Raw genomic sequence first — 21,256 nt, forward strand, 5'->3', positions numbered from 1 at the left:
TCCTGCAATAAATTATGATTCTTCTGTGCTTTGATGTTTCTCATTATACCCCATTTCGTTTTTCAAAAACAGCATGGTCATTAAAACGATAAACAACTAAATCCGGCTTCGATTCGTTTTAAATACTTTTTCAATATTTTTAAAATATCATTACTTTGATAGAAGCAAAAAAAGACTAAGACCGATTTTACATTTTTATTTGTAAAACCGGCCTAGCCTAAAATCTCTGTTGTCATCCGTTTGGACTCCTCCTATTGATTTTATCAAAAATCTTCTTAATCACTTTTTTAGTAAATATCGCCAACTTTTGGAATCATCTTACTCTTTAGATTGGATTGATAACCAATACAATCGTTTAGAAATCTTTTCGTCATCATCTTCACCGAATGGTATTTCCTGATCCCCAATGATCTTTGACTATTTCTACCAGAGTTGTTAAGGTTATTACCGCTCTTCATTTCGGAGCAATCTGTTTTCTCATTCAAATTTTTCCCACTGCCATTAAAACGAACAATTGACCATTTGCTAATATTTTACTTTAGTCTGGTAATTTTTATTTTTCTGGTGAGCTGTGCGATTATTTACTTTTCAATGATCGAAATCACTAAAATTTTAAAATGATTGATGATTTTTGATTTAGATATAGTATATCACGTTATTATAATATGTAAATAGATAAAGTGTAAATGTTTGTATAGCTTTTACGTACGTTCACATCAAGCCTGTAAATATGCATCAATTTTACTTTAAAAAATACACCATCCGCTTTTCAAAAACAAAACGGTGGTGTATTTAAAATGACTTCTCAAAACCAAGCGTTGATGCTTTTCCCGATTTAGGAGTTTTTTAGAATAATGCTGGAAATAATATCTGCTGCATCCTCGAAAGAATCACAGCTTTCTTCAAAATAATCATAAATACGAATTAGGGCAATGGTTTCGATATGATCCCGTTTATCTATAAATAACTGTCTTACCGAATGAACATAAAGGTCGTCGCCCTCATTTTCTAATCGATTGATGGTAATAATCGCCTCATTTAAAGCTTTTGGTTTCTTAAAAGATTTCAGTTCTTTGATCGCTTCATGCAGACACGTTGCACTTCTGACAATCAGATCCATAAACTTAAACATTTCCGGGGTAATCTTTTCAATCTGGAACATATCTAAATATTTGAGGATGTCTTCAAGCAGATCGATAATGGTATCCAACGCACAGGCAAGATTGATAATATCTTCTCGCTCAATGGGCGGTAGAAAATCACTGTACATAAATTCCATCATCTCATATTTGAGGTTATCCGCAGTTCGTTCCACTTCGTGAAGTTTGACCAGTTTCTTCTCCAAACTTTTAAGATCATAGTCCTGAAGCGTTTCATTGAGCATTTCGGATGCTTTCATAATCAAATTAGAAACAGCAACAAATTCCTTGTAATAGTTATACCCTTTTGTTTTTACTTTTTTTGACATAATGTCTCCCTTTTCAAGATAGTGTTATTTTAGAATATTTGCATAAAAACCCAGGCCATGATAAATCCGACCAGGCCACACCCCGGGAAGGTCAGTACCCAGGCTAAAAGCATCTCTCCAACTGTCGACCAGTTCACCGAGGAAAACCGTTTAGCGGCACCAACACCCATGATTGCTGTTGTTTTGGTATGAGTGGTACTGACAGGCAATCCGAAAACTGATGAAATCAGCAAGCAGATTGCTGCCGCAAGATCAGCACTGAAACCCTGAAAGGATTCCAACTTAACCATATCCATTCCAACCGTTTTGATAATTTTCATCCCTCCAATAGAGGTTCCCAGAGCCATAACCAATGAGCAAAGAATCATCATCCATACTGGAATCACAAAATTTGTAGCATCAGCATTCCCCTCTGCCAAAAATATCCCAAGCATGAAAATTCCCATGAACTTTTGTCCGTCCTGGGCACCATGCATAAAAGCCATGGCCGCTCCAGCGCCAATTTGACCATTTTTAAAAAAAACATTCGTCTGCTGTCGCGACAATTGTTTACAGATCAACATCACTATCTTTACGACCAGAAAACCCAGTCCAAACCCTAATAGTGTCGATGTCCCAAGCCCATAAACGACCTTAATCCAGGCCTCTCCGTTAATCCCGCTGATGCCTCCCTGTAAGGCAATCGCCGCTCCTGAGATTCCGGCAATCAATGCATGGCTTTCACTGGTTGGAATCCCGAAATACCAGGCGGCTGTCGCCCAGAGCACAATGGCAAAGAGAGCTGCGCACAAAGCGATGAGTGCATCATCTGAACCGCTGAAATTTACCATGTTGGCTACGGTTTGAGCCACCGTTGCATTGATGACTGTCATGACGAAAACCCCCAGGAAATTGAAGATGGCCGCCATGACTATTGCTTTTCTCGGCTCCATTGATCGGGTGGACACGCAGGTTGCAATGGCATTTGGCGCATCGGTCCATCCATTAACCAAAATTACCCCAAGGGTTAAAACTACGATGATGAGCAAAGCTGGATTGCCAGCGATGCTGCTGATAAAATCCGAAAAAGTAATTGTCATTTTTTTAAGAATACCCCGTTTCTCTCTACGCATTCAAAAGTTTTTTTTGAATGTCATACTTGACTGTTTTTTTGCCGTACTCATTCTACACCATAAGTTCCCAAAATAGAACGCTTTTAACATAAATTTAACATAGTTTTAATCTGACACTCCTTTAAAAACGTTTTTTGTTCATATTTTAATGTCTAAATGTGAAATACAATCGAGCTTTATGTGACAGTTTTATGATTTTGCATTTTCTGTTTTTTTTTGTTGTAATCAAAAGTAAATCATTGCAAAATTTATAATTAGGGTGTAAAATTTAAGTAACGAATTGTAACCGAATTAATTGGAATTACTGTAAATTAGGCCGATTATTTCTAAATTACTCATTAATCGATACGAAATTCATCATATTTATTAAACTGTGATCTGGGAGGATACTGGAAATGAAGTTTTATCGTGGTGTCTTTATTTGTTTTGTTCTAATTATAGCTCTGGGTCTTGTCCCGGTTGCTGTATTGGCTGAAGATAGTAATAATAGTGGAACAATGGTTACGACCATCGATGCCCAACCATTTGTCGAAACCCGGGAAATGCTCCCCGGTGATGTTGCCGTCGATCCCGGTTGGCCAGATGAAGCCTACCAGAATGATGGTATAACTAGTTCGTCGGTATTTTCACCTCGACTCAGTGCGCCTACTTCTGATAATGATTTCTACTTTTCTAAAAATATATTTTATCTGGCTGGCTATGGGATGCCAAACTGCACCGCATACGCCTGGGGCCGAGCCTACGAAATTCTGGGCAGCAAACCGAATTTAAGCAATGGTAACGCCAATGAGTTTTGGGATTATAACCTCAGAAGCGGTGCCTATCCCCACGGCAGCACTCCTGAAGTCGGCGCAATTCTCTGCTGGGACGGCAGTTCCTGCGGTCATGTTGCGGTTGTTGAAAAAATTGAAGGAAATAAGGTTACTGTTTCAGAGTCTTCATGGAGTGGTTCTTACTTTTATACCACCACCTTCACCGCTGGTACCGAAGACTCGGTTTCCGTGGGCGGATTCCAGGGCTATATCTATCTCGGCGATTTTGATCCGGAACCAGCTCAGGACACGACGCCACCAACCATCACCAACGCCCAGATTACGGATGTAACTGATGACGGTTTTACGATTACCTGTCAGGTTTCTGATGCGGACTCTGGTATTGCGTCCGTCCTCTTCCCCACTTGGACTGACGCCAACGGGCAGGATGACCTGGTCTGGCACCGGGCTACAATAGACGGCAACACTGCATCTTACCGGGTTTCATATAGCCAACATAACAACGAGCTGGGCACTTACTCTGTTCACGTTTATGCTTATGATGGTGCAGGAAATACAACTGCTACAGCGTTAAGTGTTTCCGCTCAAAAAAGTATTACCTGTTCCTACCAAACTCATGTTCAGGATTACGGATGGCAGCGTTGGAAAATGAATGGTCAAACCAGTGGTACTTCTGGAGAATCCAAACGACTGGAAGCGATTGAAATTCAAGTTGACAATAAGGGTTATGATCTGGGCATCGAATACCGTACCCATATCCAGAACATCGGCTGGCAGGATTGGAAACATGACGGTGAAATCAGCGGTACTTCCAATCAGGGGCTGCGCTTAGAAGCGATCCAGGTTCGCCTGACTGGTGCGGATGCTTCCCGTTACGATGTTTATTACCGGGTTCATGCCGAAAACATTGGCTGGCTGGACTGGGCTAAAAACGGCGGCAACTCCGGTACTGAAGGCTTTGGTTATCGACTGGAAGCGATCGAAATCATGGTTGTCCCGGCCGGTTCCCCGGCACCAGGATCAACCTTACGGGCCTTTGAAAGCAATAATTAACGAACTTAAAAGCACCTCAATCCGAGGTGCTTTTATCTTTTAACCCTAAACCATATGCCACGTTTATTTTTTAAACTTTTCTTTTAACTCCTCAATGGCTTTTTCGGCAGCTTCCTTAGTCATTCCATATTTTTCCTGAAGTTTATCGCCCAACACTTTGGCATTGCCTTTAACTGCTTCCAGATCTTCAGTCGTCAGTTTCTCCCATTTTACCTGAACATCCTCTTTCATCTGTTCCCATTTTTCTTCAAATGTGTCTTTATTCATTTTTTTCCTCCCTTGTATTTAAGTGTAATTATTTTATTCGCTTATTTACCCTACTAAAAGCAATCTAAACAGATCAACTGGTTCAGTCATTTATAAATCATACTACTAAAAAAACTTTAAAAGCACCCTTGACTCTCCCCGTGGAGGAGCATTTATACTGCAACATATACAAGAAATGATTGGAGGAAGCAATGGAAGACTGTATTAAAGTGAAAAATTTAAACAAATCCTATGGTAACCGGGTTGTGGTGAATAATTTAAGCCTCACCGTCAAAAAAGGCGAGGTGTTTGGTCTATTGGGCCCTAACGGCGCCGGGAAGTCAACCACCATCGACTGTATCCTGGGACTGAAGTCATTTGAAAACGGATCGGTGCGGGTTCTGGGGATGAATCCGCACACGGACCGAAAACGACTTTTTGAGCGAGTCGGGGTACAGCTGCAGTCATCCAGCTATCAGGGCAATATCCGAGTGGGCGAAGTCTGTGAGGAAATCGCCGCTCTTTACCAGTCACCTGCTGACTTCCGGGACTTATTGGTACAATTTAAGCTGGATCACTACGTCAAGCAGCCAGTGGCCAAACTCTCCGGTGGTGAAAAACAAAAGCTGTCGGTGTTGCTTGCGCTGATCCCTCAGCCCGAGGTGCTCTTTCTAGATGAACTCACAACCGGGCTCGATACCGTGGCCCGGCGGGAGGTCTGGCAGGTTTTAACGGCGCTTAAAGAAAACGGACTGACGCTGTTTCTCACCTCTCATTACATGGACGAGGTGGAGGTGCTCTGTGACCGGGTCTGTATCATTAACCGGGGTAAAGCCCTGGTAACCGATACCGTCCCGGAGCTGATTCTAAAAAGCCCATATAAACGGCTGGAAGAAGCCTATCTCTGGGTCATGAAGGAGGAAATCGCCATATGAAGAAATTCTTTACCCTACTCAAAATCGAAGGCAAACTGTCGCTGCGCTGCGTGGACAGCATCTTTTTCGGTATCTGTATGCCAGTGGGTATTATGATCCTAATCGGTCTGATTGTCGGACAAAACCCGGCACCCAACGATGCCGGGTACACCCTGATTCAAAGCTCCTTTGGGGCTCTGATCACCGTAGGAATCTGTGCCACGGCTTTTATGGGTATTCCCCTAACCATCGCCGACTATCGGGACAAGAAAATTCTCAAACATTTTTTTGTCACACCAGTGAGTCCAACTATGTTATTATGGGTCCATGCCGTTATCAATATGCTACTATCGATTGTTTCAGCACTGCTGATTTATACGGTCGCACGAATCTTCTTTGGATATGAAATCATTGGCGGAAAGCTCTCATTTATCGGATCTTACTTGCTGGTGATGGTTTCGATGTATAGTCTTGGACTACTCATTGCCAGCCTGTGCCGCACCGTTAAAACTGCTAACGTAGTCTGCAGCATTGTCTATTTTCCGATGCTGTTTTTATCCGGAGCGACCATTCCCTTTGAAATTTTTCCCCAACCGCTTCAGAGCCTGGCCAGTTTTCTGCCCCTAACTCAGGGTATTGCTCTGCTAAAATCAACAAGTTTGGGACTGGAAACCAGCCTACTGATTCCCCTGATCGTGTTAATTGGATCGCTGGTCATTGGCATTATTCTGTCAATCCGATTCTTTCGCTGGGAATAAGAAAGGAACGTAAATGAACGAAATCTATCAATGTCAACGCGTCGAAACTGTTTATTATAAGATCGGACTGTTTTCAAAAATCAACCGGGTCACCATCAAAGCGCTGCGCCACTATGACGAAATCGGCCTGCTGCCGCCGGCGTTTATCGAAGAAGCAACGGGCTACCGGTATTATACCTCGGCTCAACTCCCGGTACTCCACCAGATTCTGGCCCTGCGGGATATGGGCTTTACCCTGGACGAGATTAAACAAGTCCAGGGTGGGATTCCGGAAAAAAAACTGCTTCAAAAAAAGCGGCTGGAGCTCATTCAAAAAATCGCTGACGATACTCTTAGACTGGCTCAAGTAGAATCCTACCTGGCTAAAAAAGATACAGACACCGGCGATTATCACATCATTTTAAAAGACCTGCCCGAGGTGATTGTGGCATCCGTGCGAACGGTGATCCCAAGCTATGACTCTCTGTTTGATGTGGTGCCGTCGATGGGGGCCGAAATGGAACGACTGGGCTGTGTCTGTGCGGTTCCAGAATACTGTTTTAATATCTATCATGATGGTGAATACCGGGAAACCGATGTCGATGTTGAAATCTGTGAAGCCGTTACGGAGAAAAAAGTGGATTCAGAAATGCTGACGTTCAAAGTCATCAACAGGGTTGAGCAGGCTGCCTGCGTCCTTCACAAAGGCCCCTATGATGGCTTCCCCAAAGCCTACAATGCAATACTGAAGTGGGTTGAGAACAATGGTTATGAGATTACTGACAATCCCCGGGAATCCTACATCGATGGTGCCTGGAACAAGGATTCTGCTGAAGACTGGCTGACAGAAATTCAGTTCCCGGTGAGAAAAATCAGCTAACTTTTTTATTACATTTAGTGCTCGTTTAAGTGCTCACTAAAGAAAATTGATAGAATGATAGGATAAGATAGCGTTTATTAAATCACCCGATTGGAGCTGTTAAAATGAGGAGAACTCTTATCCTATCAAAACAACTGACCACCTTGGAAAAATACGAACAGAAATTTTTGAATCAGACTGACAGTCCGTTTATGAAATCAAATTTTACCCCATTGGTCAATAAAATTGAGCATAAAATACCAACCAGGCTGCAATCAACCCTTGATGGTGCCTTTTACGTGGGCTTTCATCTGGTCTTTGAAAAAGGCAGTTCGTTAATCGAAAAAACGTATAATAAAGAAAAAATAGCTGTCGAATACGATTTGTATAATTACGCGATTGAAAAATATATGAATCGAAAATATCTGACGAAGTTGGACAAATCGTCAAAGCACTCCCAAACCATCAATGAATCCATTGCCGCCATTGAAGGCGGTGTTCTGGGGTTGTTGGGGATTGGGCTTCCGGATATCCCCCTGTTTCTCGGCGTCATTGTTAAAACCATCAATGAAATCGCCTTGTCCTATGGTTTTCAATACACCACAGCAGAAGAAAAAGCCTACCTGCTTTATCTGATCTGCGCCGCCATGACCAAAGAAGATCTGCGCAAAGCCTATGATCAGAAAGTCGAGCGCTTGGGTCTGGATATTGACACCCACGCCCACAAAAGTATTGATCTGGAGGCGGTGATGAAGGAGACCTCCGATCTTTTATCCAACACCCTGTTAACCGCCAAGTTTATTCAGGGATTGCCGATTGTCGGCGTCATTGGTGGGGTGGTTAATCCCCTAATGATCAATAAAATCGGCAAGTACGCCCGGATCAAGTATAAGAAGCGTTATTTGCTTGGCAAAATAAAGACGACACCCCAGGCGCAGTCCTGACTACTTTATAAAATTTTTTACCATTCGTTATTTTATCTGAACCAGCACATAAAAGTCAGCATTATATATTGTCTCAACTTCTGATTTTTCAATGGCTAAAAAAATCGCTATCATCGAAATTTTTGCCTTATCATTTTCCACTGTAAACATAGCCTCGTCGGCATTCATATTATCTTTACTAACCTGGTAGCTGCCACCCTGGGATGTATCAAAATGATCGAACACTTCTTGCATATCAATCCGCATCAGTTCCTGACCATTTGTCTCAGTCAGCACCAACTCCCCAATCCTACCAGTTTTTTCACGAGCCAATGTATAGCTTTTTCCATTTGACTCAAAATTGCAGATTATCGGATCCATTCTATCATCCTGCATGTAGAAATTTGCCACTACAAAGGTATGATACCCAGAGATATCAATCGGCGACTGCGGATTTAGATTGAGATAAATTGATTCGGATCGATATGGGCCTTCCTCGTAACGATAAAAACCGAAAGTGTTATAAAAATCTTGATACAGATCAAAATCCTTGCCAAGAAAAGAAATTTCGTTGGTGTATTCCATCATGGCCAGATAGTTGATTGAATCAGAAATAATTTTTTTATCTACTTCCGATATTGAAGCGTTCGGGAAAACGGTATCGTCTTGGATCATACTATTTTCAACCAGCGTTTCGGTCAATCGACCAATTTGATTGGTGCGACTGATCGTAAAAGCATCCACTGGCGGAATAATAGAAAATACTGAAAAGCCGATCAATAGCGCAGCGATGATCCCATTTTTTCGCACTGGCAAAAAACACATCAGAATCCCGGAAATAGCTGCAAAGATACCAAAAATAATGACATAGTACCGACCATGAGTGATTCCTGTATCTTGAATCCGCAATGCTGAGGCAATAATCTGAAAGATAACAATGGGAACCAGGATTTTAGGGAAAATTTTACGGTACCATTTAGCAATTATATTTTCCAGATTACTGGCTAAAACATAAATCAATATGACTGCAATGGCGAAACCCACCAGCATCGGTTCCAGCCGGTTATCTGTCCAGAAATCTCCGGTGATATTTCTGGCAATATAAATAACCAGTATCACCGTGTAAACCGCCAAAAGCGGGATTATGATATAGGAAAGCAGCACCTCCAAAAATCTCGGACACTGACAGGATCGTGCCAGCTTTTCCCGGTTATACTCCCGTTGCTCCAGTGACCGATTTTTATCGGATACCCCCGGATAGAAGGGAATCAGCGACAAAAAATAAATCGGAGCAAAAAGTATTCCAACAATGTTCAAGATATGCAGATAGGCGTTTTCCGAAACCCGAAACAAAAGTAAATCAATAGCGGTAATAATCAGTGTCATCCCAATAAACAGCACTCCCGAAAAAAGGAGGGCATTAAAGAAGGCTTTAAAAGTTGCCATGAAGCTTTGGTTAAAGCTGAACTCGCTTTTAATAACCGGAACCCAGATATAAGCAATTAACAAGGCAAAAAGTGCAACCGAAGTGCGAATCCAGGTTTCCATGCTGGTACTGGTATACTGTCGTACAATCAAAAAATAGCCCAATGTCAATAGCAGACCTAAACCCATTGCGGCCAGCCGAGAGCTTATTTTATCAAAAAAACGCTCCCAGACCGCCTCGAGGGTAAACCCCAGAAAGGCTCCAACTAAACAGGTCAATAAATACCGGGTATAATCGGCGTCTTGCTCAATCGCCATGGTGTTAATCGCCGCCGCTACCACCAAAAAAATAACCGTCACCGGATAACGGGATAATGCTGCAACCAGACCACCTAATTTTTCTTTGATTTTATCCATCAGTTTCATCTCTGCTCCTAATCTAAACTTACTTGATACATCCAAAAGACCATTCGCCCTATCAATGATAATGATATTTTTTATATACCCTTCCTGGTTTGATATAATTAATAAATCCGGTATCTTTGTATAACCGTCTTTCTGACCTTTTTTTGATCCATTTTTCTTTGCACAAAAAAGTTCAATTGTTTTCATCCAATTGAACTTCTCAGCATGTTACTCGTTTGTTTTAAATAATTCAGTCAGAGGCACCGGGCGCTTGAAATAATACCCCTGAAATTCTTTGGGTTCAAAGGTCTTGATGATTTCAAACTGTTCCCGGGTTTCCACCCCTTCCACGGTGACCTCAAAGGACAGTTCATGAGCCATTTGGATCATTGTTTTTAATAGCTTGCGACTTTTTATATCTTCCAATCGTTTGGCATAACTCTGGTCGATTTTTAACCGGTCGATCGGCAGATTTTTGATATAATCAATGGACGCATACCCAGTACCGAAATCATCAAGGGTGATCAGGAATCCCAGTTCACGCAATTCAGACAAAATGGCAGCGCCATACTCTTTGTTTGCAATTAAAGCAGTCTCAGTTATCTCAATCTCCAGTAAGTGTGGCGGAATATGATAACGGTTGACAGCATCCAGCAATTTATACAAAATATCTCGACTGGCAAAATGCTGACCGGAAAAATTAATAGCAACCGGTATTTCTTTATTAACCAGATTATACTCGACAATGGACTGACAAACCCGCTCGATTACATAAAAACCAATGTTGATAATTTGACCAGACTGTTCGGCAATATCAATGAAATAGCCAGGCGATTTAAGTGAGCCATCCTTTTGTTGCCAACGGATCAACGCCTCCAGTCCCAACATGGTCGTTCCATCACTGGCATACTTGGGTTGATAATAAAGCACAAATTCTTTGGCTTCAAGTGCCGCTTCAATTTCATTTTTAATGGCATTTTCATGTAGGATATTATCCATAATTAATTGATCGTAGTGTGAGACGTTAATCAGAACATTATTGATCACCGGTGTAATTGCCAGCCGGCTCATTTGTAGTAGTTCTGAGTAGGACTCGGTCTGCAAGGGGTAATAGGCGATGCCGATTTTGTATTTGATAATGACCGTAAACAGATCTAACACCAGGGGCTTATCAAAAAAATTGATCATCTGGCAAATTAACTGTGATTCTTCTTTGTGAATACCTTCCGCCGCAATTAAAAAGTCGTTATTACTGGACAGACCGATCAGATCCCGTTCTTTTGTAATGCCTTCTAAAAATTCCGCAATACTTCTGAGAATAGCACTATAAATTTCTTTGCCATGGCTATATGTCAACTCATTGAGATTGGTAATGGTTAAATTGATAATGGTAATATCCTGCTCTTTCAAAAAATTGGTTTCCAGCAGTGTATTAAACCGTATTTCATTGAGCACACCGGTTAACTGGTTGTAATCCAGCAGATATGAAATCTTTTGATTGGCATTCATCAATAAATGAACATTCCGGGTCAACTCGTCCTGACTGATCTGTAGCTTCTCACTTTTTTGCTCCAGTTCCTTTTTTTGGCGATATAATTCATCATTGGCGTTTGCTAAGGCGAGGTGGGACTTTTTTCGAATTGTCATAATGATCAGCAACGCAGAAATAATGACTGCCATCAGAATCATAATAAAGCTGATCAGAATCACCTGATTCAAGGTCAAAACGTAATTGCTCTGCGGTTTATTAATGATGCTACTATTGGGTGGCAGACGCTCCTCGGAGAGATTAAATGCCTCCATGCCATAATAATTAAAAATTTTTTGTTGCACCGGTTCTTCAATAATCGGTAAGGATTCAATAGAACGACCTGCCGATAATGCCAGGATATCTTCTCCAATAATACGCCCGTGCTCATAGGGAGACACCACAAATCCACCAATTACCTGGTTGGTGATCGATGTTGAGACACCACAAAATGTCGGCAAATTCGAATTCTCCGACAACATATTGGTGTACTGATCGTGATTCAACACACCGAATGAACCCGCAGTATACAAGGCGGTGGACGCTTCATCGTATCTGGCTATTTCTTCCAATTGCTGGTCATAATCCTCTATTTTTATAAGATGCAATCCAAAGTTTCGTTGATCCTCCTCAAGATTATTGTACGCCGCCTCCATTTGTTCATAGGTGCCCTGGGTCGTTGTTGTATCTGCTCCACAAATCAATAGATCCTTAATTTGTGGCATAGCCGAACCCAACCACTCAAAAAACGCTTCATAGTCGACATTCTGAAGTATTCCCTTTACGTCATTAAAGGGTAGCTCCAAAGGCAGTCCCCCGTTTACTCCAGCAAATAAAACCGGAACGTTTGGAAAATGTTCATTCTTTAAGGATACAATCAATTCAAAAGCCGTATTATCGGTAACAACAATGGTAGCAATGTCTTTGGTTGCGTAATGTTTGATTTTTTCAATGGTGTTTTGATCCAGGGGATTATCACGATAGGCATCCAAATACTCCGTGTAAATAGTGTATTTGGTATCTGAAAGGTTCTCAGTAATGCCTTGGTGAAGCGAGTCGGTCCAGGAAAATCCCTGATTATATGAATGGATAATCAAAATATTTTCCCGGGAAGCCACATCATCACCATCCGTGGCATATACGCCTGAAATAGCCCTACCCGAAAGAAAGCAAAAAAGAACCAGCATTGCTAACGCTCTTATCCAGACCCTCCAACTCCGCTGTGAATAGTGCCTCTGTTTCATTAATGCCCTCCGTTATTCTCCACCACTGAAAATAGAATTATCGTATTAGTTCTTATACCCATTCTAAGCTTCAATAAATGCAAATTTCCCTATCAACATAGCTGTAACACGATAAATTTTTAGAGTTATTTGGTTTTTGCAATCAATAAAAAGACCAGCCTAAGCTGGTCTGAGGTTGTCGCTAAGCTACCGTACCGATCAATTGTTAATCTGTTGTTCGCTGCGGAATCGAACAGGCTATGCCATGTTCGCTCCGATGCGTAGGGTCTGACCCCTAGGTCACAACATGATGTAACAACTGTCGCTACTAGGTTATCTTTTTTGACAGTCTAAAACCAACCTAAGCTGATCCAAAAAATTAATTGATCACTTTTCAATATATGGGTTAACCGTTGAACCGGGTGCTGCACTGCCTTTAGGAACAATCTCAATCCGAATGCCCTCCAGTCGATAGCTAAAACCAGCGGTTCCGGCAGATTGACCATTACAAGCCCAACCCATCCAACCAATATTCTGAGCATGCACCTGGTAGTATACATCAAAAAGATCAGCATCGCTTCCGCTTAATTCGATGGCAATGGCTTCCAGTCGCAACGATTTTCCTTCGGTTCCGCTTAAAGCGCCATCAGCCACAAAATTCTGCCAGCCGATGTTCTGGACATGGGTTTTATACTTCACCCCCAGATCGTAGTTTTTTGTAATGGTATTGATCTCGATGGCCTCCAACCGCAGGGACTTCCCTTCGGTTCCGCTGACGGCTCCGTCCGCTACCACGCTCTGCCAACCGACATTTTGGACATGGGTGCGGTATTCAATGGCTGGTGCGACCTTTTCTTTGATTACATAATTGACAATGGACTTTTTAACGGTATTACCCTTATCATCCAGCACCTGCACCGACAAGGTATAAATTCCCGCAACCGTTGGCGTAAAGACCGCCGTAGCAGAGCTGCTATAATCCTGAATGGTCGTGGTTTGACCATTTATATCATAATAGAATCCGTATTGATAATCCCCTTCACCACCGCTGGCAGTCGCCGTTAACGTCAGTTGCGTTCCCAGTGTTTGTCCGGTTGGTTTATCAATCATAAACGTATCAATCGTTAACGGATTACTTGGAGTCACCCGTGACAGAGCAGCATCCAACTGAATCATCCCATAACCATAGTAATCATCTCGACCTTTGGCCCCAAAATCCAGCGCTGTTTCTTTCAGTAAGGATTCGACCTGGCTACTGGTCAGGGTATGATCTGCCGCCATTAAAACCGCACAAGCTCCGGCGGTGATGGGGCTGGAAAACGATGTTCCGGAGGATTCCTCATATGTCCCATCATGGGTGGTCGAATAAATCTTCTGACCTGGGGCACATAGATCAACCAAACTGTTGTGTTGTGAAAAATAGGCAATTTTATTGGTATTATCAGTAGCACCCACCGAGATGACATTATTGTACGATGCCGGAACTGCCAGCTCACCACTGTAATTGGCGTTATCGCCTTCATTTCCCGCTGCAGCTACCAGCACCTTTCCGGCATTGGCTGCATTTTCCACGGCAGTCCGCAAAGCTGCTGAAACCATATAACCGCCGAAACTCATATTAATCACTTTTACATCCGTTCGGGCCGCTGCTTCATACAAGGCCGCGCAAATATAACCGACATCCAGATTCCTGTCACCATCCGACAAGCCACCAACCCGATAGGGAGCTACCTTGATATTTGCCGTCCCGGTGATTCCGGCCATACCGATACTATTATTGGCCACTGCCGCCACACAACCCGAAACCAGGGTGCCATGTCCAGATAAATCCACCATCGCAGTGGTTCCTTCGACATAATCATAACCAGTTACCACATTATCGGCTAGATCCGGATGCTGCGTATTTAAACCGGTATCAATAACCGCCACCACCACGGTTTCTGAATTATTGACCTGATTCCAGGTTTCATCGGCACCAACTCGTTCAAACTGCCAGGCCTTAGACAAGTCGGGATCATTCGGTAGTGCTGAGGTTTGGAGATATGAATTTTTTTCAGCTACCAGAACATTGGGGTTTTCTGATAATTGAGCAACCAGGGCATCAACATCCGCCGATTTGGCCACTTCAATGATATCCACTTGTTCATTTAACGACTCACCACTCTTGATATCTCGAGTGGTCAAGCCAAGACTTCCGATGGTAGCCTGATCTTTATAAATAACAATAATTTGATCTGTGATATCTGAGCTGGCATCAAGATTTTCGACTTCATCCAGACTTTGAATGACCATGGTCTGGCCTTCAGCAAGAACCCCCAAAGGACATGAACTACCGACTAACACCATAACCAGCAGCAAGACCAGCGCTTTTTTAAATCTCATCAACGTTACCTCGATTGCTTTCTGAATATTTTTACCTGACTAACACGATTAGAAGATTGTCCCGACATTTTTTTTATGCTTGCCGAAAAAACCTTCTCAGGAATTTTTATTATTACTAAAATTATAACCGTAACGGAAGCTTTTATCAATCGTTAGTTATTTATCTCCTTGATGTATGTTTGATATTTCTTAATAATTTCTGAATTCCAAGTTTCGCTAAAGGTTTAAGGGGTATCATTCATCTAAGAGATAAACATCTCCCCTTTTTCTTTTCATTCCTAATATAAAAAAAGCAGCGCATCCATTCGGGATCACTGCTTTTTTTGTTGTGTTTTTCCGATTTTTCCTTGCTCAACCTGTCATTTGTTCTTTAAACTATGTTAAAATAAATTGATTATGACCAAAACCTCAGTGTGAAAAGGAGCAAAGCAAATGGCAATAGAAAAAGTACGAGACTATTTTAGTCAGTGGAATTTGGACGCTCGAATTCAGGAATTTGAGACGTCTTCGGCAACCGTGGAACTGGCCGCTCAAGCGTTAGGATGCGCTCCAGAGCGGATCGCCAAAACCTTATCCTTTAAATTGGAGGAGAAATGTGTGCTGGTCGTGACCGCAGGCGATGCGAAAATCGATAATGCTAAATTCAAAGCTCATTTTAAAACCAAGGCAAAAATGCTTACTCCGGACGAAGTTGATCGCTACATCGGTCACGGTATCGGCGGTGTTTGCCCTTTTGCTGTAAATGATGGTGTGGACGTTTATCTGGATCATTCGCTGCAGCGATTCGAAACAGTCTTTCCCGCCTGTGGCAGTAGCAACAGTGCCATTGAACTAACAATTGACGAGTTGGAGAAATATTCAAATAGTGTGGCCTGGTCTGATGTTTGCAAAAACTGGCAGCTTCAAGCTTAACGAAGTTTAAACTCGGTATTTAAAAAGCCCCCGATGATAACATCATCGGGGGCTTTTTTATAATCTACTGTATCTCTCTGTATTAATCTACGAAAATAAAAACATTACGGCAATACCGGCAATAACGCTACCGACGGCAATCGCCAAGGCTACAAATTTTTCATTTTTAACGTCGTCCAGTAATTCTTCTTCAGATTTATAAGTCACATGGGATGGTTTTTTTGTGGTCACCGACCGCCCCACATAAAGCCGGTTGCCCCGCTTATGAATTTCACCCAGGATATACATCGGCTGATTTTCTGGTAATATTTCTTCAAAAAAGCGATACCCTAGAAAACGGGAGCCCCGGGGATTTGAAAAGCTGAAATTAAAATTATCCCTGACCCAGTTAGAATCTGCCGATTCCATCCGGTTGCAACCGGGCATTAAATCCACATCAGCGCCAAAACTTGCCATATCGATATAAACTTTTTCATCAGAGCTGCTGTCTGAAAGATAAACTTCCACCGGACTCTTTTCGCTGGACAATGAAGTTTCTACCTTGTCGGTAATGGTTCGGGTATTGCCTTCATCATCCCGCTCGGTTCTGGTTTCCTCATGAACGGAAAAGACTTCGTTTTCATAATAAGCCACCGACCGCTGAGAAAATGGTGCCTCCACATCGCCCGATACACTGTGAAGGTGTCCCTTCACCTCGCTGTAATGTCGGTAATTCTCATCCAAACTGGATAAGTCCCCAACAATATCCAACACATCTTTTATGCAGGTCGTCTGCTGAAACTGAATTTCCTGCGCTTTCGCTTTGCTTTTTTTTAAAACGAAAACAGCATAGCAAATCCCTGCAATCATAACCAGTAATCCAAATATATATGCCATGATTCTATTCGATTCCTAATTCAGCTTTTAGCTTGGCCAATTCATCATCAACCGCAGCATTTTTTTCCAGGGCTTCGAATTCATCTTCCAAACTGGTGTTTTCGCCAGCCATTTCAGTAAATGCCTGGGCTTCTGCTTCTTTGGCGTTAACCTTCTGTTCCATTTTATCGAGCTTGGTGAAGGCACTGGTGCTATCGGTACTGTTTAAAGATGTGCTGACGCTTTTCTGCGCATCAGCCATTTTTGAACGGGCGATTAGCATATTCTGTTTCATCCGGGCTTCTTCGAGCTTCGCTTTCAGCTGACGCACCTGATCTTTTAACTGACCAACTTGCATGCTCATCGAGTCATAAGCTGCCTGAAATTGAGCCAGATCCGCATCGACACTGGTTTTTTGAGCCAGCGCTTTTTTGGCCAATTCTTCATTACCAGCCTTTAATGCTGTTTTTGCTTTGTCACTCCAGTCTGCTGAAGATGCTTTAGCGGATTCCAACTGTTTTAAAGCCTGTTTTTCACTGCCCATCGCTGCGCCCAAAGCCTGGGTGGCACTGTTTACCTGTGCTTCCATATCAATGATAATCTGTTTTACCATTTTTTCCGGATCTTCAGCCTTATCCAGCATGTCGTTTACATTCGCCTTTAACAAGTCACTTAGACGTTCAAAAATTGCCATTTCTTCCTCCTGCTATCTGTTTTTTTGTTTGAGGCATTAAATGCCGAGGTGATTTAAATTGTTTCCGATCTTCGCCGGGCTTCAATTCCGCCACCTTTTTAGGTATGTTTATCTTAACAAATCAGGGAAAATAAGTCTATTGCTTTTTTGTTTTAAGCGCAAATAAATACCACTTAATTTGCGGAAATCTCATTCGTAATCTTCCACCATTTTGGGGCCTGGTCATACCGATTGTCAATCTGCGAATGTAATTATCATTTCTGGGTATACAAATAATAATCAGGTAATTGTTTAAAAATTACAGAACCTGGCCGAATTCACCATTGATCAACCTGATAAAAACGGTTACACTACCAATTAATTCCTATCGTTTTTTTAATCATTGGATTCATGGATGATTACAGCGGATAATTGCGCTTCGACAAAAATCAAACTAAGCGCAAAACGTTTGCAATTACCTTAGATTATTATTTTAAAAGGAGTGGTGTAATGAAAAGCATTCGAACAAAACTCATGGTTTATTTTTCCGGACTGATTCTGGTAGTCTGCGCTATCTTTACCTTTGTTTCGATAAACGCCTTAACAAATGCAGTGGTGTCCGAAGCTGAGAAATCGCTGAAAACCCAGGCGCAAAATTCAGCAGATATCATCAGCAGTCGCAACGAACAGAATTATATTTATCTTGAAGGGATTGCTTCCCGGGATAAAATTTTTTCTGGTAGCGTCCCAATCAATGAAAAAATGGCGATCCTGAAAAATGATGTCAACAGCTCCAATCGCTTCCTGCGGATTGGTGTTTCTGATCTTAATGGTAACCTCTACCTGTCTGACAGCTACGGTGACCGGGGACAAATTGTTGATATTACCAAACGCGATTATTTCCATGCTTCCGCCGCAGGTGAGCGGGGCACCATGAATCCGGTGATCAGCGTCAATCCTGATGACAACGGGGCTTTAATCATGGCCTACTCAGTACCGATTTATGAAAACGGTGCTATCACCGGCGTTCTGGTTGCAGTAGCCAACGCCTGGTTTCTTAATGATATCACCGATTCGATGAAGTTTGGCGAAACCGGTTATACCTACATTGTCGATTCCTCCGGAACCATCATCTCTCATCCTGATCGAGATAATGTAGTCAACCAGATGAATCCCATTACCCTGGCGGAAACCGATGCCAATTTTAAAGAATTAAGCACCGCCATCGGGGCGGCCCTGGAACAGGAATCAACTGCATCAACCTATACCCTGGATAATCAGGAGTATTATATGGCCTCGTCAAAAGTTGATGGTATGGATTGGACCGTCATCCAAACCATTGAGTCAGATGAAGTTCTGTCAGCCTTGCCAAGTGCTATTTTAAATAGTGTCCTGATTTCGATAATGGTTTTGGCAGTCAGTCTGATCTTCTGTTATTTAATTTCTAAACGGATTACTGACCCGATTAAAAAGGTCAACCACATGATTAAAGAAATGGGCCTCGGTCATTTGAGTACCCGACTTAATATGGAATCCAAAGATGAAATTGGTGAGATGGCACTGGCCATGGATAATTTTGCCGAAAATTTGCAAACCGATGTCATTGAGGTGATGAACCAGATCTCTGATGGCAACGTTTCAGCTGACATTGACGTTCTTGATGCTCAGGATGAGATCAAACCGGCGCTTAAAAAGACTATTGAATCGATTCGGGGTCTGATTAGTGAAGCAACCATGCTCTCTCAGGCCGGGGTTGCTGGAGAACTCTCGACCCGAGGCGATACCGAAGCCTTCAAAGGCGGTTTTAAAGATATTGTTGTTGGTGTCAATAACACCCTTGACGCCGTTGTTGGCCCCCTTAATGTGGCGGCTGATTATGTAGAACGGATCGGCAAGGGACAGATCCCTGAAAAGATCGCCGCTACCTATAATGGCGATTTTAATACCCTGAAAAATAGCATCAATGCCTGCATTGATGGCCTGGGAGCCCTTAAAGAAAGCAATCGGGTTCTTGGTAAAATGAGTCTCAATGATTATTCTGAAACCATGCCGACGAATTATCTGGGTATCTATGCTGAAATCGGCCATTCCATTAATGATGTCCACACCCGACTGACCCGAATCGTTGAAATCTCCACCAATATCGCCAACGGGAACATGTGTGATCTGGAAGTATTATCAAAAATCGGTAAACGTAGTGACAACGATACGCTGATTCCCGCCCTTGTGGCCATGATTCAGAACATTCTTAACCTGGTCAACGAAACTGAAAAAATGGCTGGTATTGCCATTGAAGGTGATTTAGGCAACCGCGGCGATGTCTCCGGCTTCCCGGGTGACTTTGGAAAAATCGTTACCGGATTTAATCAGACACTGGATGCAGTGATTGCCCCCATTGAAGAAGCTTCGGCGACACTTACCCAGTTGTCCCAGGGCAATCTCCATACTCAAATGAGTGGCGACTACCGGGGTGACCATGCTCAGATCAAAGAAGCATTAAACCGTACCATCAACTTCCTAAACCAATACGTTAGTGAAATAACCAGCACCCTGGAAGAAATGGGCCGAGGTAACCTCAGCCAGGAAATCACCAGTGATTATCTGGGCGACTTCCAGGCCATTAAAACATCGCTCAATGATATTAATACCAACCTCAGCACAACCATGACCGACATCGATGTGGCAGCTGGTCAGGTTGAAGTGGGGGCCCGTCAAATTTCTGATGGTGGTCAGGCGCTGGCCCAGGGTACCACTGAACAAGCCAGCTCAATCCAGGAATTGACCGCATCCATCGAAGAAGTCGCCGGAGAAACCAAGAAAAACGCCATCCGGGCTAACGAAGCCAACGAGCGGGCCATTGAGGTACGCACCAATGCCGAAGTCGGCAACACGCAAATGACAAAAATGATTGCTGCCATGAGTGATATCAATATGTCATCCAATGATATTTCAAAGATTATCAAGGTGATCGACGACATTGCCTTCCAGACTAATATTCTGGCGCTGAATGCCGCCGTTGAAGCAGCCCGCGCCGGTCAGCACGGCAAAGGTTTTGCCGTTGTTGCTGAAGAAGTCCGAAGTCTGGCCGCCCGAAGCGCAGAAGCCGCCAAGGAAACCACGGGACTCATCGAAGGCTCAATCGACAAGGTTAACCTGGGCACAAAAATCGCCGACGACACCGCTATCAGTCTCAAGGAGATTCTTGATGAGATCGAAAAAGTAACCGGTCTGGTCGGTGATATCGCCCAGGCTTCCAACGAACAGGCTTCAGAAATCGCCCAAATTACCCAGGGTATCGAGCAGGTTTCCCAGGTGGTTCAGACCAACTCTGCGACTGCTGAAGAGAGTGCCGCCGCCAGTGAAGAGCTGACTGGTCAGGCTGAAATGCTAAAAGAAATGGTGGGTGCCTTTAAGCTTAAAACTGCCACCCAAACCACCTTTAAAGCTACTACGCCTTTAAAACCTGAGACCCCGGTTCCCGAACCTGCAGTGCAAATCCTTCTGGATGACATGGAAATGGATAAGTATTGACATCCGCTTCTTGATCATCCCAGAAAATTTTACTCACCCTAAAACTCATTCCAACCATAATTTAGCCCTGGCAATGCCTCAGGTTGTCCGATCACGACAGCCTGAGGTTTTTATGTGATAAGCATTTCTATTCTCCCAAGACATTTGTAGTTTAAATAATTATTTTATGCGCTTATGCTGTTACTGTTTTTCTGATTTGGGTAAATAAACCTCGAAAGAGGAATTATTTATCCGATA

At 42.8% G+C, this 21,256-nt stretch carries 15 protein-coding genes; 7 read left to right on the forward strand and 8 right to left on the reverse strand.

All coding sequences use genetic code 11. The features are described 5' to 3' along the window. Positions 1-835: 835 nt before the first annotated feature. Entirely contained in the window at positions 836-1,468 is a 633-nt protein-coding gene (locus tag Q7P33_RS06165; protein WP_303868483.1) for a DUF47 domain-containing protein, read from the reverse strand. A gap of 29 nt (positions 1,469-1,497) precedes the next feature. Then, on the reverse strand, positions 1,498-2,547 hold the full coding sequence (locus Q7P33_RS06170) for an inorganic phosphate transporter (RefSeq protein WP_303868485.1): 1,050 nt from the start codon (positions 2,545-2,547) through the stop codon (positions 1,498-1,500). Between the two features lie 428 nt (positions 2,548-2,975). On the opposite strand from Q7P33_RS06170, the gene Q7P33_RS06175 reads away from it, so the two are divergent. After that, positions 2,976-4,406 (forward strand): GBS Bsp-like repeat-containing protein, encoded by a 1,431-nt coding sequence (locus Q7P33_RS06175; RefSeq protein WP_303868486.1) that lies wholly within the window; start codon positions 2,976-2,978, stop codon positions 4,404-4,406. A gap of 63 nt (positions 4,407-4,469) precedes the next feature. Here the strand turns inward: Q7P33_RS06175 and Q7P33_RS06180 are convergent, their stop codons facing one another. Then, on the reverse strand, positions 4,470-4,673 hold the full coding sequence (locus Q7P33_RS06180; protein WP_303868488.1) for a hypothetical protein: 204 nt from the start codon (positions 4,671-4,673) through the stop codon (positions 4,470-4,472). A gap of 191 nt (positions 4,674-4,864) precedes the next feature. Between Q7P33_RS06180 and Q7P33_RS06185 the strand changes: the two genes are divergently transcribed. The 4 genes from Q7P33_RS06185 to Q7P33_RS06200 all read left to right on the forward strand — a co-directional run bounded on the left by Q7P33_RS06185 (position 4,865) and on the right by Q7P33_RS06200 (position 8,106). Then, the gene (locus Q7P33_RS06185; RefSeq protein WP_303868490.1) at positions 4,865-5,587 is read left to right on the forward strand and encodes an ABC transporter ATP-binding protein; all 723 of its coding nucleotides are present in this window, start codon (positions 4,865-4,867) and stop codon (positions 5,585-5,587) included. Further along, positions 5,584-6,324, forward strand: coding sequence for an ABC transporter permease (locus Q7P33_RS06190; protein WP_303868492.1), 741 nt, complete (start codon positions 5,584-5,586; stop codon positions 6,322-6,324). The genes Q7P33_RS06185 and Q7P33_RS06190 overlap by 4 nt, the downstream gene beginning before the upstream one ends. A 13-nt stretch (positions 6,325-6,337) precedes the next feature. Then, positions 6,338-7,183 carry a MerR family transcriptional regulator gene (locus tag Q7P33_RS06195; protein WP_303868493.1) on the forward strand — a complete coding sequence of 282 codons (846 nt, stop codon included), beginning with the start codon at positions 6,338-6,340 and terminating at the stop codon, positions 7,181-7,183. A gap of 104 nt (positions 7,184-7,287) precedes the next feature. Beyond that, positions 7,288-8,106, forward strand: coding sequence for an EcsC family protein (locus Q7P33_RS06200; protein ID WP_303868494.1), 819 nt, complete (start codon positions 7,288-7,290; stop codon positions 8,104-8,106). Between the two features lie 27 nt (positions 8,107-8,133). Here Q7P33_RS06200 and Q7P33_RS06205 read toward each other — a convergent pair whose 3' ends face one another. The 3 genes from Q7P33_RS06205 to Q7P33_RS06215 form a co-directional block, all read right to left on the reverse strand. Continuing rightward, on the reverse strand, positions 8,134-9,936 hold the full coding sequence (locus Q7P33_RS06205) for a DUF4153 domain-containing protein (RefSeq protein WP_303868496.1): 1,803 nt from the start codon (positions 9,934-9,936) through the stop codon (positions 8,134-8,136). A gap of 207 nt (positions 9,937-10,143) precedes the next feature. Continuing rightward, positions 10,144-12,687, reverse strand: a complete 2,544-nt coding sequence (locus tag Q7P33_RS06210; protein ID WP_303868497.1) for a bifunctional diguanylate cyclase/phosphodiesterase — start codon at positions 12,685-12,687, stop codon at positions 10,144-10,146. Positions 12,688-13,053: 366 nt separating this feature from the next. After that, on the reverse strand, positions 13,054-15,048 hold the full coding sequence (locus tag Q7P33_RS06215) for a S8 family serine peptidase (protein ID WP_303868498.1): 1,995 nt from the start codon (positions 15,046-15,048) through the stop codon (positions 13,054-13,056). 432 nt (positions 15,049-15,480) lie between these two features. Here Q7P33_RS06215 and Q7P33_RS06220 point away from each other — a divergent pair, with 432 nt between their 5' ends. Next, positions 15,481-15,960 carry a YbaK/EbsC family protein gene (locus Q7P33_RS06220; RefSeq protein WP_303868501.1) on the forward strand — a complete coding sequence of 160 codons (480 nt, stop codon included), beginning with the start codon at positions 15,481-15,483 and terminating at the stop codon, positions 15,958-15,960. 87 nt (positions 15,961-16,047) lie between these two features. Here the strand turns inward: Q7P33_RS06220 and Q7P33_RS06225 are convergent, their stop codons facing one another. Together Q7P33_RS06225 and Q7P33_RS06230 are read right to left on the reverse strand one after the other, a co-directional pair. Beyond that, positions 16,048-16,836: a GIDE domain-containing protein gene (locus tag Q7P33_RS06225; RefSeq protein ID WP_303868503.1), complete on the reverse strand. Its 789-nt coding sequence runs from the start codon at positions 16,834-16,836 to the stop codon at positions 16,048-16,050. Positions 16,837-16,840: 4 nt separating this feature from the next. Then, a complete protein-coding gene (locus Q7P33_RS06230) occupies positions 16,841-17,509 on the reverse strand; it encodes a PspA/IM30 family protein (RefSeq protein WP_303868504.1) in 669 nt (222 codons plus the stop codon). Positions 17,510-17,998: 489 nt separating this feature from the next. On the opposite strand from Q7P33_RS06230, the gene Q7P33_RS06235 reads away from it, so the two are divergent. Then, positions 17,999-21,019 carry a methyl-accepting chemotaxis protein gene (locus Q7P33_RS06235; protein WP_303868505.1) on the forward strand — a complete coding sequence of 1,007 codons (3,021 nt, stop codon included), beginning with the start codon at positions 17,999-18,001 and terminating at the stop codon, positions 21,017-21,019. Positions 21,020-21,256 lie beyond the last annotated feature (237 nt).

This window comes from Acetobacterium wieringae, from assembly GCF_026646375.1.
Taxonomy (GTDB): Bacteria; Bacillota; Clostridia; order Eubacteriales; family Eubacteriaceae; genus Acetobacterium; species Acetobacterium wieringae_A.